Origin of the sequence: Quatrionicoccus australiensis (assembly GCF_020510425.1) — a bacterium.
Taxonomy (GTDB): domain Bacteria; phylum Pseudomonadota; class Gammaproteobacteria; order Burkholderiales; family Rhodocyclaceae; genus Azonexus; species Azonexus australiensis_A.
The window spans coordinates 1,810,649-1,822,492 of record NZ_JAHBAH010000001.1 but is presented as its reverse complement, the minus strand read 5'-3'; the positions used below and the strand labels follow the sequence as shown (position 1 = coordinate 1,822,492).

Annotated in this window: 11 protein-coding genes; 7 read left to right on the top strand and 4 right to left on the bottom strand. The window is 63.0% G+C overall.

What is annotated here, in order from left to right:
- Window positions 1-4 precede the first annotated feature (4 nt).
- The 3 genes from aroE (at window position 5) to KIG99_RS08705 (ending at window position 2,969) form a co-directional block, all read left to right on the top strand.
- Window positions 5-829: a shikimate dehydrogenase gene (gene aroE / locus KIG99_RS08715; RefSeq protein ID WP_226459808.1), complete on the top strand. Its 825-nt coding sequence runs from the start codon at window positions 5-7 to the stop codon at window positions 827-829.
- On the top strand, window positions 826-1,521 hold the full coding sequence (gene mtgA, locus KIG99_RS08710; protein ID WP_226459807.1) for a monofunctional biosynthetic peptidoglycan transglycosylase: 696 nt from the start codon (window positions 826-828) through the stop codon (window positions 1,519-1,521). The genes aroE and mtgA overlap by 4 nt, the downstream gene beginning before the upstream one ends.
- Window positions 1,522-1,586: 65 nt before the next feature.
- The gene (locus tag KIG99_RS08705) at window positions 1,587-2,969 is read left to right on the top strand and encodes a magnesium and cobalt transport protein CorA (RefSeq protein ID WP_226459806.1); all 1,383 of its coding nucleotides are present in this window, start codon (window positions 1,587-1,589) and stop codon (window positions 2,967-2,969) included.
- A gap of 77 nt (window positions 2,970-3,046) precedes the next feature.
- Here KIG99_RS08705 and KIG99_RS08700 read toward each other — a convergent pair whose 3' ends face one another.
- From KIG99_RS08700 to thiD, 4 genes are all read right to left on the bottom strand, one after another.
- Window positions 3,047-5,254 (bottom strand): SulP family inorganic anion transporter, encoded by a 2,208-nt coding sequence (locus KIG99_RS08700; RefSeq protein WP_226459805.1) that lies wholly within the window; start codon window positions 5,252-5,254, stop codon window positions 3,047-3,049.
- Window positions 5,255-5,365: 111 nt separating this feature from the next.
- Window positions 5,366-6,649 (bottom strand): glutamate-1-semialdehyde 2,1-aminomutase, encoded by a 1,284-nt coding sequence (hemL, locus tag KIG99_RS08695; RefSeq protein WP_226459804.1) that lies wholly within the window; start codon window positions 6,647-6,649, stop codon window positions 5,366-5,368.
- Entirely contained in the window at window positions 6,646-7,275 is a 630-nt protein-coding gene (thiE, locus tag KIG99_RS08690) for a thiamine phosphate synthase (protein ID WP_226459803.1), read from the bottom strand. Before thiE ends, hemL begins: the two co-directional genes overlap by 4 nt.
- Window positions 7,268-8,140: a bifunctional hydroxymethylpyrimidine kinase/phosphomethylpyrimidine kinase gene (gene thiD / locus KIG99_RS08685; RefSeq protein ID WP_226459802.1), complete on the bottom strand. Its 873-nt coding sequence runs from the start codon at window positions 8,138-8,140 to the stop codon at window positions 7,268-7,270. The genes thiE and thiD overlap by 8 nt, the downstream gene beginning before the upstream one ends.
- 226 nt (window positions 8,141-8,366) lie before the next feature.
- On the opposite strand from thiD, the gene KIG99_RS08680 reads away from it, so the two are divergent.
- The 4 genes from KIG99_RS08680 to KIG99_RS08665 are packed head-to-tail and all read left to right on the top strand — an operon-like array spanning window position 8,367 to window position 11,832.
- Window positions 8,367-8,741 (top strand): response regulator, encoded by a 375-nt coding sequence (locus KIG99_RS08680; RefSeq protein WP_226461803.1) that lies wholly within the window; start codon window positions 8,367-8,369, stop codon window positions 8,739-8,741.
- A 14-nt stretch (window positions 8,742-8,755) separates the two neighbouring features.
- Entirely contained in the window at window positions 8,756-9,121 is a 366-nt protein-coding gene (locus tag KIG99_RS08675; protein ID WP_226441512.1) for a response regulator transcription factor, read from the top strand.
- A gap of 5 nt (window positions 9,122-9,126) precedes the next feature.
- A complete protein-coding gene (locus tag KIG99_RS08670) occupies window positions 9,127-9,639 on the top strand; it encodes a chemotaxis protein CheW (protein ID WP_226459801.1) in 513 nt (170 codons plus the stop codon).
- A gap of 36 nt (window positions 9,640-9,675) precedes the next feature.
- The gene (locus tag KIG99_RS08665) at window positions 9,676-11,832 is read left to right on the top strand and encodes a methyl-accepting chemotaxis protein (RefSeq protein ID WP_226459800.1); all 2,157 of its coding nucleotides are present in this window, start codon (window positions 9,676-9,678) and stop codon (window positions 11,830-11,832) included.
- The last annotated feature ends 12 nt before the right edge of the window (window positions 11,833-11,844 follow it).

Below are 11,844 nucleotides of genomic sequence, written 5' to 3'. Positions count from 1 at the left end.
GCTGATGCCTGATCTCTATGCTGTCTTCGGCAATCCGATTGCCCATTCCAAATCGCCGGCCATCCACACTGCCTTTGCCGCGCTGACGGTGCAGGATTTGCGCTACGAAGCCCGGCTCGCACCGGTCGACGCCTTTGCAAAGGCAATTTTCGATTTTGTCGCGGCCGGCGGCAAGGGGGCCAATGTCACGGTGCCCTTCAAGGAAGAAGCCTTTCGCCTGAGCACCCGGCTTAGCGAGCGGGCGGCGCGGGCGGGGGCGGTCAATACGCTGCAGTTTGCCGGTGGCGAAATCTTCGGTGACAACACCGATGGCGCCGGACTGGTTCGCGACATCACGCACAATCTCGGCTGTTCGCTCGCCGGCAAGCGCATCCTGCTGCTCGGCGCCGGCGGTGCGGCGCGCGGCGTCATTGCGCCGCTGCTGGCCGGGCGGCCGGCCAGCCTGTGCATCGCCAACCGCAGCGCCGACAAGGCACTGGCGCTGGCGGCGGCTTTTGCCGATCTGGCCGTGGTCGACGCCGGTAGTTTTGGCGAAACGGCGGGCAAGTCCTTCGATCTGGTAATCAACGCGACGTCGGCCAGTCTGGCCGGTGCCAGCCTGCCCTTGCCGGCCGGTATCTTCGCGCCGGGCAGCCTGGCTTACGACATGATGTACGGCAAGGGCGAAACGCCTTTCCTGGCATTGGCGCGTGAACAGGGCGCCGTGCGTCTGGCGGATGGTCTCGGCATGCTGGCCGAGCAGGCGGCCGAAGCCTTTTTCGTCTGGCGCGGCGTGCGGCCGGAAACGGCCAGCGTTCTCGCCGAACTGCGCGCCGGGCTGGCTGCATGAAAACCCTGGGCCGCTGGCTGAAATACGGCCTGCTCGGCATTCTCGGCCTGTTCACCCTGTGGCAGCTCTGGCTGCTGTGCTGGGTGCTGCTGTGGGGCTGGGTGAATCCGGGCACAACGCGGTTCATGGAGATCCGCCTCGCCGAGCTAAGGGAAAAAAAGCCGGATGCCCAGTTGAAGCAGCAATGGGTGCCGTACGAGCGAATTTCGGTGCATCTGAAACGCGCCATCATCGCGGCCGAAGATGCCAAGTTCGTCGATCATGAAGGCTTCGACTGGGATGGTATTCAGAAAGCCATGGAAAAGAACCAGAAGAAGGGGCGTTTTGTCGCCGGCGGCTCGACGATCAGCCAGCAACTGGCGAAGAACCTGTTCCTGACGCCGAACAAGTCCTATTTCCGCAAGGCCGAGGAAGCCATCATCACCCTGATGCTGGAAAACCTGTGGAGCAAGGAACGGATTTTCGAGGTCTATCTGAACGTGATCGAATGGGGCAACGGCGTTTTCGGGGCCGAGGCGGCGGCACGGCATTACTACAACATCGGCGCGGCCCAGCTCGGGCCGGAGCAGGCGGCCCGTCTGGCCGGCATGGTGCCCAATCCGCGCTACTACGATCGCAACCGCGGCGCCCCCGGATTGGGGCGCAAAACGGGGATCATTCTCGGCCGCATGCCGGGTGCCGAAATTCCTTGATGGTCAGCTTGGCGGCACCTTTGCGGTGCTAAAATCGCGGTTTTGCAGCGCAGCATTGGGTCGCCATGAACGACGATATCGCCCTGAATGAAGTTGATGAACTGAAGGATCAACTGGCCGAGGTGCAAAACCTTCTGGGCAAGCATCGACTCGTCGAAGACATGGTGCGGCGCCAGGAAATGCCGCGCCACGACATCGTCGAAGGCATGGTGCAGAAGCAGCATATCGCCGAGTTGCACATGCTGTTCGGCCGCCTGCCGACTGTCTCGGTCGCCCTCATTCTTTCCGCGCTCTCCGAAGAGGATCGCCTGACCGCCTGGAAGGAAGTCGGCGAAGAACACCAGGACGACATTCTCGAATTGCTCTCGGACGAAGTGCGCGAAGCGCTGGTCGGCGATGGTCACCGGCCGAGCCGCAAGATCATGGTCAATGCCTTCAGCCTGCAGGGCGGGCGTCTGAAGCAGATCACCGTCGAGCGTTCGACCGATTTCGCCAGCATCAAGCCGATCTGGGTCGACCTGGTGGCACCGACGCCGCGCGTGCGCGAGTGGGTCGGCCAGCAGTTCGGTCTCGAACTGCCCGATCCGGCCAGCCTGACCGACCTTGAGGCGAGCGCCCGTTTCTACATCGAGGACAACGGCGAACTCCACCTGCACTCCGACTTCCTGCTCGACATGGCCGACGAGTCGCGCAACGTCGCGGTGGCCTTCATCCTGCACGATGACATCCTGTTCTCGGTGCGTTCCGAAGAACTGCCGGTTTTCCGCCTGCAGCGCCACCGGGCACGCACGCGGCCGGGTTACGTGACCGATGCCAAGGACGTGCTGCTCGACCTCTACGCGGCCGATGCCGAATACTCCGCCGATGCGCTGGAAGACGTCTACGCCTCGCTCGAGTCGGTCGCCAAGCACGTGTTGTCCACGCATCTGCCCGACGAGGAAGCCGGTTCCATCCTGGCCGAAATCGCCCGCCAGGAAGACTTGAACGGACGCATCCGGCGCAATGTGCTGGATACCCGCCGTGCCGTCTCCTTCCTGATGCGCGGCAAGTTGCTCGAAGCTGCCCAGCAGGAAGATGCGCGTCAGATCATGCGCGACATCGAGTCGCTCGATGGCCACACCTCCTTCCTGTTCGGCAAGATCAACTTCCTGATGGATGCCGTCGTCGGTTTCATCAACATCAACCAGAATCAGCGCGTGTCGAAGCTGACCAAGCTGTCCATCGTCTTCATGCCGATCAACATCGTCGCCGGCATCGGCGGCATGTCCGAATTTTCGATGATGACGCAGGGGGTTCCCTGGCCGATGGCTTACGGCGTGTTCACCATTGGCATGGCGATCGTCGGCTGGCTGACCTATCTGGCACTGCGCCAGGGCGAACAGCGCGAAGCCCGGCGCAAACTCAAGGAAGCCAGCCAGTTGACCGGTCGACCGGCGTCGACGAACTGATTTCAATGGTCGGCAGACAGACAAAAGGCCAGTCATGCGACTGGCCTTTTTGTTGTTCACCGTAGCCGGGGTGGCGTTCAGTATTCCTGCAGGATCGCGATTTCGCTGTCGGCGTGGCGCAGGCGCAATGCCAGCGAGCGGGCGAGTGACTGGAGCAGTGTCAGCGCCAGCCTCTTGTGCTCGTCGGTGAGACGGATGAATTGCACCTGCGACAGGATGAAGAATTCAGTCGGGGTGGCTGCCACGGCTTCGTTGTCGTGCGGCAGGCCGTCGAGGAAGGCGAGTCCGCCAAAGAAGTCGCCGCGGCCAAAGGTGGCGATGTGGCGGTTTCGTCCGCCGCCGAGCGGGGCAAAAATCTTCACCGTGCCCTGGCGGATGAGGTAGATCGCATCACCCGGTTCGCCGCAGGAATAGACGACTTCGCCGGGCTTGAAGGAGCGCTTGACCAGGCAGGCTTCGAGATCGGCCAGGGTTTCGTCCTTGCGCTCCTTGAACAGCTCCATTTCGTGCAATTCGAGCGGGGTTTCCTCTTCCGGTCCGGCGAGCTCGCTTTCGCCGAGCAGACGGTCTTCGACCCATTCGATGGCGTTGTCCAGTTCGGCGAACAGGCGGACGGTTTCGGGGTTTTCGGTGACGCCTGTCTGTTCGAGGAATTTGCGCAGGTTGCGTTTGTTCGGCAGGTTTTCGCGGACGCTGGAGAGCAGCAGCTGGGCGCCGCGCTCGGCCAGCGCATCGCGCACCTGACAGAGCATGTGGGCGGCCGTGACATCGACCGATTGCACGCGTTTCAGGTCGAGGATGACGAAACGCCGGTCTTTCAGTTCGGGATCGATCTGGGCGTAGAGCTGCTGCGTCGTGCCGAAGAAAAGACTGCCCTGCAGTTCGAAAATCACTGCCTGATCACCCTTTTGTTCGAGGATGCGGGTTTCGGCTTCGGGGCGGTGCCAGTTCGACGACATCTGATTGACGTAGAACTTGTGACGGATCACCGAGCCGCCGATCTGTTCGCGCAGGAAGAGCAGGATGGAGAGCGCGACGCCGACGCCGGAAGCGGCGATCAGGCCGATGCTGAGCGCGACGATGACGACGGTGACGACGACGCCGAAGTCGAAGACGGTGGCCGATGACTGCACGAAGCGCAGCGGGTCGCGGTCGATCATGCGGACACCGACGACGATCAGGATGCCGGCAAGGGTGGCGACCGGAATCCAGGCAATGAAACTGCTCAGCACCAGCGCGAAGACGAGCGCCGAGATACCTTCGATCAGCCCCGAGGCGCGCGTCGTGGCGCCGCTCGACAGGTTGACCAGGGTCGCGCCCATGGTGCCGGCGCCGGGAATGCCACCGACGGCGCTGGAAGCGACATTGGCGATGCCCTGGGCGACCAGTTCGCGGTTCGGCTCATGCTGCGAGCGGGTTAGCTGGTCAAGCACGACGCAGGTCTTCAGTGTGTCGATCGAGAGCAGCACGGCCAGCGTCAGTGCGTTGCCGAGCAGGGCGGCAACCTGGGACAGGCGCAGGTCGCCGATCTCGTGCCAGCGCCCGGTGATTTCCTTGAGATAGCCTGCGCTGCTGGCGCCGAGCGGGCCGATCACGAGATCGTTGCCGGTCAGTTTGAACAGGCTGTCATCCTGGCTGGCGAGCAGGAAATAGCAGGCGATGCCGGCGGCGATGCCGAGGATGGTGCCGGGCAGACGGCGGGTCAGCAGCGGCGCGACCAGCATGACGACGATGGTTGCCGCACCGATGGCGAGGGCGCGCCAGTCCCAGAGTTCGGGAGAGCTGGCCGCCTCGTACCAGTGCAGTTCGCCCGGCGTGCTGAGCAGTTTGCCGAGCTGGCTGCCGATGATGATCAGGCCGACCCCGGTCAGGTAGCCGCTGACCACCGGGTAGGGAATGTATTTGATCAGGCGGCCGATGCCGACAAAGCCGAAGAGGATCTGGAAGAGTCCGGCCAGGATGCCGAGCAGAAGCAGCATCAGGATGATGTTGCCGCCCGGCACGCCATCGTGCACCAGTTCGATGGCAAAGGCCGAGAGCAGTGCGGCGGCCGGGGCGCAGGGGGCGCTGATCAGGCGGTCGGTGCCGCCCAGCATCGAGGCGAGCAGGCCGATCACGGCGGCGCCGATGATGCCGGCCATGGCGCCGAGGGCGGCATGCATCGGCGCGATCGCCGAGTAGATGGTGACGCCGAAGGCGATCGCGGCCGGCAGGGCAACCAGCATGGCGGCCAGGCCGCCCCAGAAATCGCCGCTCTGGTAAAGCTTTCTGAATATTTCGCGCATGCTGCGTCTCCCCTTTTTCCGGGAATATTACAGCGCTTTTACGTGCCCGGGCGCTTGCTGCAGCCGCTGTACGGCATGAGCGGCGGCTGGCCGTTCATGCCGTGGTGGCTCTCAGGCTTGCGTGGCAAACCAGGCGTCGGCCGCGGCGATCGTCGCGGCGATGTCGGCATCGCTGTGTGCCGCCGAGACGAAGCCGGCTTCGAAGGCCGACGGTGCGAAGTAATGTCCGGCCTCGAGCATGGCGTGGAAGAAGCGGTTAAAGGCTTCCTTGTCGCAGGCCAGCACTTCGTCGTAGGTGCCCGGGCATTTTTCGGCGAAATAGAGGCCGAACATGCCACCGACGTTCTGCGCGCTGAAAGCGATGCCATGCTTTTTCGCGGCAGCAACCAGTCCGTCGCATAGCGCCTTGGTCTTTACGGTCAACGCTTCGTAAAAGCCTTTTTCCTGGACCAGCTTGAGCGTAGCGAGGCCGGCCGCGGTGGCGATCGGGTTGCCGGACAGCGTGCCGGCCTGATAGACCGGGCCGAGTGGGGCGATCTTTTCCATGATTTCGCGTTTGCCGCCGAAGGCGCCGAGCGGCATGCCGCCGCCGACCACCTTGCCGAAGGTCGACAGGTCGGGCGTGATGCCGAACAGGCCCTGGGCGCTCTTCAGGCCGACGCGGAAGCCGGTCATCACTTCGTCGAAAATCAGCACGGCGCCGTACTGCGTCGTCAGCTCGCGCATTGCCTTGAGGAATTCCGGCGTCGGTGCGATCAGGTTCATGTTGCCGACCACCGGCTCGACGATCACCGTGGCGATCTGGTCGCCGTAGGTCTTGAAGGCCTCGACCAGCGCCTGCGGATCGTTGTAGGGCAGGACCAGGGTGGTGGCGACGGTGCCGGCCGGCACGCCGCTCGAGGACGGGTTGCCGAAGGTCAGTGCGCCCGAGCCGGCCTTGACCAGCAGCGAGTCGGAATGGCCGTGGTAGCAGCCTTCGAATTTGACCAGCAGGTCGCGCCCGGTATAGCCGCGCGCCAGACGGATGGCGCTCATCGTCGCCTCGGTGCCGGAGGAAACCAGGCGGACCATTTCCATCGACGGAACGAGTTCGCAGAGCAGGTCGGCGATATCGACTTCGCGTTCGGTCGGCGCACCGAAAGACAGGCCGTCGACAACGGCGGCCTGGACGGCGGCGATTACGTCGGGATGGGCGTGGCCGAGAATCATCGGGCCCCACGAGCCGACGTAATCGGTGTACCACTTGCCGTCGGCATCCTGGACGCGTGGGCCGACGCCCTTCTGGAAGAACAGCGGCGTGCCGCCGACCGAGCGGAAGGCGCGTACCGGCGAATTGACGCCGCCGGGAATGTGTTTCTGGGCACGTTCGAACAATTGCTGGTTGCGTGAGGTCATGACTGGGCTTCCTCGAATAGGCGTTGATAGGCGGCGGCACGGGCAGCGATGTCCGGCGCGTTGAACAGGTCGGTGATGACGGCGAGCAGGTCAGCGCCGGCCGCGATGAGCGGCGCGGCATTGGCCAGCGTGATGCCGCCGATGGCGCAGGTCGGCACGGTCAACGCCGTTTTTGCCTGCAAAAACAGGTCGACCGTAGCGCGCGCGGCGAGCGGCTTGGTCGGCGACGGATAGACGGCGCCGAAGGCGATATAGTCGGCGCCGGCCGCGGCGGCAGATTGCGCGGCGCTGAAGTCGGCATAGCAGGAGGCGCCGAGGATTTTTTCCGGGCCGAGGATGGCACGTGCCGCCGCCAGATTGCCGTCATCGCTGCCGAGATGAGTGCCGTCGGCGTCAACCAGGCGAGTCAGTGCCAGGTCGTCGTTGATCAGCAGGCAAGCGTCGAAGCGCCGGGTCAGGGCGCGCAGCGCGTGGGCGCGGGCGACCTGCTCGGGCATGGCCGAAATCTTGTCGCGGTACTGCACGATGCGGCAGCCGCCGGCCAGCGCCGCCTCGACGTCGCGCAACAGGCCGGCGCCGTCGGGCTGTTCGGGCGTGATCGCGTAGAGGCCGCGCAGCTTATGCATCGGCTTTGGGCTCATCTGATCCGGTTGTCGGCTCGGCCGATTCTTCGCCGCCGCGCGCCCAGAAGAAGCGGTCGGGAATGAACTGGCCCATGCCGCCGCGGAAACCGTTCTTCAGCGTCTGCCAGGTGTAGTCCTGGGCGTCGCGCACGGCATCCTCGATGCTGGCGCCGCCGGCAATGCAGCCGGCAATCGCCGAGGCCAGCGTGCAGCCCGAGCCGTGGTAACTGCCCGGTAGGCGCTCCCACTCGTCGCGGCGAATGACGCCGTCCGGGCCGTACAAGGTGTTGATGACCTGTGCCGTATTTTCGTGCGTGCCGGTGATCAATACATATTGCGCGCCCATCTCGATCAGGCGCTTGGCGCAGACCTCGATCGAGGGTTCTTCTTCGTCTTCATCGCTTTCGGCCAGGCGGCGGGCTTCCGGCGCATTGGGGGTGAGCAGCGTGGTCTGCGGCAACAGCAGTTCGCGCATCGCACCGATGATTTCCTCGCCGGACAGTTCGTCGCCGCGGCCCGAAGCGAGCACCGGGTCGAAGACGAGCGGGATTTCCGGATAGTCGGAAAGGATTTCGGCAACGGCAACGACATTCTCGACACTGCCCAGCACGCCGATCTTGAAGGCATGCACCGGCATGTCTTCGAGTACGGTGCGTGCCTGTTGTTCGAGCAGGTCGGCGGCGACCGGGTGCACACTCTGCACGCCGGTCGTGTCCTGCACGGTGAGGGCGGTCAGGGCGGTCAGCGGATGGCAGCCGAGGCTGGCGAGGGTGAGCAGGTCGGCCTGGATGCCGGCGCCGGAAGAGGGATCGCTGGCGGCAAAGACAAGAACCTGGGGCAGGCTGGGTGAAACCGGGGTGGAAGTCATGAAATCTCGTGCCCTTGGCGGGCGCGAAGGGGATTGGGTAAGATGGCCGCGATTTTATCCGAATCTTGGGTCGATCGCCTTTGCCCGTGGCAAGCCGTAACAGTGTTTTCAGGATGATGGCGAATTGCGACTTCCGTAGTATGATGCAGCGATAGCGAAAGTACCCAACAAGGGGCCGGGGGAGCGGGAATTGGCTGATTTGTCCAGACTGCGTGGCGTCAGGGTTATGGTCATTGACGACAGCAATACGATACGGCGCAGTGCCGAGATTTTTCTCGTCCAGGCCGGCTGTCAGGTCGTCCTGGCTGAAGATGGCTTCGATGCCCTGGCCAAGATTGCCGATCATCAGCCCAACGTGATCTTCTGCGACATCATGATGCCGCGCCTTGACGGTTATCAAACCTGTTCGCTGATCAAGAAAAATGCCCGCTTCAAAAGTACGCCGGTGATCATGCTGTCCTCCAAGGACGGCCTGTTTGACCGGGCGCGCGGGCGCATGGTCGGCTCCGACCAGTATCTGACCAAACCATTTACCAAAGACAGCCTGCTGCAAACGGTCGCCACCTTTGCGCTGCCGGCCGAAACAGAAACCAACCAGTAGTCCAGGGAGCAAAGATGCCCGTCAAGAACATCCTCGTTGTCGACGATTCCCCAACCGAACGTTTTTTTGTCGTCGATCTGCTGACCAAGGCCGGTTACCAGGTAAGCACCGCCGAGAACGGTGAAGAAGGCATTGCCAAGGCCAAGGCCGGCAAGCCCGACCTGATCCTGATGGATGTCGTGATGCCCGGCCTCAATGGCTACCAGGCGACCCGTACGCTGACGCGCGACGAAGAGACCAAGGGGATTCCGGTCATCGTGTGCACCTCGAAGGGGCAGGAAACCGACAAGATCTGGGGCTTGCGTCAGGGCGCCGTCGACTATCTCGTCAAGCCGCTCAATCCGGAAGAACTGTTGCAGCGCGTCGCCGCCATTCCCTGATCTGTATGGCCAAAAAAACAAGTCTTCGCGATTTTCAGGCCTACCTCGCCGGGCGTCTGAAAACAGCGGCGCTGGGCAAGGGGGGCGCTTCGTGGCTGGGTATCCAGGCCGGTGAAGATTCCTGGCTGGTCGATCTTTCCGATAGCGGCGAAATCGTCCAGGCGCCACAGCTGACCAGCGTGCCGCTGGCCCGGCCATGGTTTGCCGGCATCGCGAATATTCGCGGCAACCTGCATGCCGTGACCGATTTTTCATTGTTTTGTGGCGGTCAACCGACGCCGCAAAACGCCAGCACGCGTTTGCTGCTGGTCGGCGTCAAGCATGGCTCGAATGCGGCGCTGCTCGTTTCGCGCATGCTTGGTCTGAAGAATCCGGAAGATTTCACCCCGGCGCCGGCTGGCGGCAAATTGCCGGGCTGGGCTGCTGCGTCCTATACCGATCGTCAGGGCAAGGTCTGGCACAAGCTTTCCGTGCGTGATCTGCTGGTCGACCAAGATTTCATGAATATCGGGGCTTGATCGGGGAGTGCCCCGAACCCCTAGCGGAGGAATTCCATGGCTTTCAGCTTCAAACTTCCTAAATTCGGCGCTGGTGCCAAGCCGTCTGCACCAATGACGGTCTTGACCGGCATGACAGAAGGTGCGGCCGCATCTGCCGGGAAGTCGCTGTTGCCGGAGTTTCTCGCGCAACAGCCGGTGATCCAGCAAATGAAGATCCTGGGCGGCGTCTTCGTCACCCTCTTCGTGCTGATTGCTGCCCTGGTCTTCCACGACAATCGCGAATCGACCAACGGTACCGCGTATATCGCGGCATCCGGCGAAATGCGCATGCTGTCGCAACGTCTCGCGAAAGCATCCTCGCTGGCCCTGCAGGGTAACCAGGTGGCTTTCAAGCAGCTCAAGGAGTCGCGCGATACCTTCGCCCTGCTGCTTGATCGTCTGAGCAACGGTGGTGAAGTGGGCGGTGTCGACGTGCCGGCTTCGCCGGGTGAGGTTTCCACCCAGTTGGCCGCGCTGACTGAGCGTTGGGCGATGACCGACAAGGATGCGATGACCGTGGTTGCCCAGGAGAAGACCTTGGTCGAGCTCGGCAAGAACGTTGCCACCATCGACAACAAAAATGCCGTGATGCTCGAGTTGACCGAACAGCTGGCCGCCCTGAAGCTGCAGTCGGGCGGTTCGGCGCGGGAAATCGCCGCCGCCAACCAGCTGGTGATGTTGACGCAGCGGATCGCCAAGAATGCTTCGGCGCTGCTGGTCGGTGACGAAATCAACCCTGAAGTGGCCTTCCTGCTCGGCAAGGACACCAACGGCTTCCGCGACTTGCTGGTCGGCTTGAGCAAGGGCAATGAAATGCTGCGCCTGACCGCCAGCAACGATGCCGCGAGCAAGGAAAAGCTGGCCGATCTGGATGTCGCCTTCAAGGAATACCAGTCGGCGATTGGCAACATTCTCGGCAACATGCAGCCGCTGGTGCTTTCCAAGCAGGCCGGCGCACGCATCTTCCGCGAGAGTGAGGACCTGCTGAAGGCAACCGATGATCTGGCGCTCGGCTATCAGGCGACGCTGTCGGAACGTGGCCTGTACATCTTCCTGGTGATTGTCATGACCCTGCTGGCGCTGGGTGCGCTGGCCCTGCTTGCCAAGATCTATCTCGAAGATACCGGCCGCCGCGCGCTCGAAGCCGAACATCAGCGTCAGGCTTCGGAAATGACCAATCGCGAGAACCAGGACGCCATTCTGCGCCTGATGAACGAACTGGGCGACCTCGCCGACGGCGACCTGACGGTGACCGCGACGGTGAGCGAAAACATTACCGGCGCCATTGCCGACTCGATCAACTACACGATTGAAGAACTGCGCGTGCTGGTCGGCCGGATCAATGACGCGGCGAACCGGGTGACGGCGGCGACCGAAATCGCCCGTCTGACCTCCGCCGAGCTGCTCACCGCTGCCGAACGTCAATCGAGCGAAATTCAGGAAGTCGGCCAGTCCGCGCTGGCCATGGCGCGTTCGATGAACCAGGTGTCGGGCGATGCAACGCAGTCGGCCCAGGTGGCGCGCCAGTCGCTGATGGCTGCTGAAAAGGGTACGCAGGCCGTGCATGACTCGATCAAGGGCATGAACGAAATTCGCAACCAGATTCAGGAAACCTCGAAGCGCATCAAGCGCCTCGGCGAAAGCTCGCAGGAAATTGGCGAAATCGTGGAACTGATTTCCGACATTACCGAACAGACCAACGTGCTGGCTTTGAACGCCGCCATCCAGGCCGCGTCGGCCGGTGACGCCGGGCGCGGCTTTACCGTGGTTGCGGAAGAGGTGCAGCGACTGGCCGAACGTTCGGCCGAAGCAACCAAGCAGATCGGTGCGATCGTGAAGACCATTCAGACCGATACGCAGGATGCCGTGTCCGCGATGGAACAATCGACGCAGGGTGTGGTCGAGGGCGCCAAGCTGTCCGACGCCGCCGGTCAGGCACTGACCGAAATTTCGCAGGTGTCGCGCGATCTGGCCGACCTGATTCAGAACATTTCGACCTCGACGCAGGCCCAGGCCGACTCCGCCACCCAGGTGGCAACGCTGATGCAGGACATTCTGCGCGTAACCGAGCAGACGACGGCCGGTACGCAGCGTACGGCCGAGGCGGTGGATGAGCTGACCGCCCTGGCTTCCGAACTGAAGGGTTCGGTTGCCGGCTTCAAGGTGGACTGACCGAAATCGATC

Bases quoted from the DNA above. Each gene is read 5' to 3' on its own strand.
- thiD (WP_226459802.1), bottom strand. From the start codon at position 8,140: ATGACTTCCACCCCGGTTTCACCCAGCCTGCCCCAGGTTCTTGTCTTT.
- thiE (WP_226459803.1), bottom strand. From the start codon at position 7,275: ATGCATAAGCTGCGCGGCCTCTACGCGATCACGCCCGAACAGCCCGAC.
- KIG99_RS08680 (WP_226461803.1), top strand. From the start codon at position 8,367: ATGGTCATTGACGACAGCAATACGATACGGCGCAGTGCCGAGATTTTT.
- KIG99_RS08670 (WP_226459801.1), top strand. From the start codon at position 9,127: ATGGCCAAAAAAACAAGTCTTCGCGATTTTCAGGCCTACCTCGCCGGG.
- aroE (WP_226459808.1), top strand. From the start codon at position 5: ATGCCTGATCTCTATGCTGTCTTCGGCAATCCGATTGCCCATTCCAAA.
- hemL (WP_226459804.1), bottom strand. From the start codon at position 6,649: ATGACCTCACGCAACCAGCAATTGTTCGAACGTGCCCAGAAACACATT.
- mtgA (WP_226459807.1), top strand. From the start codon at position 826: ATGAAAACCCTGGGCCGCTGGCTGAAATACGGCCTGCTCGGCATTCTC.
- KIG99_RS08700 (WP_226459805.1), bottom strand. From the start codon at position 5,254: ATGCGCGAAATATTCAGAAAGCTTTACCAGAGCGGCGATTTCTGGGGC.
- KIG99_RS08665 (WP_226459800.1), top strand. From the start codon at position 9,676: ATGGCTTTCAGCTTCAAACTTCCTAAATTCGGCGCTGGTGCCAAGCCG.
- KIG99_RS08705 (WP_226459806.1), top strand. From the start codon at position 1,587: ATGAACGACGATATCGCCCTGAATGAAGTTGATGAACTGAAGGATCAA.
- KIG99_RS08675 (WP_226441512.1), top strand. From the start codon at position 8,756: ATGCCCGTCAAGAACATCCTCGTTGTCGACGATTCCCCAACCGAACGT.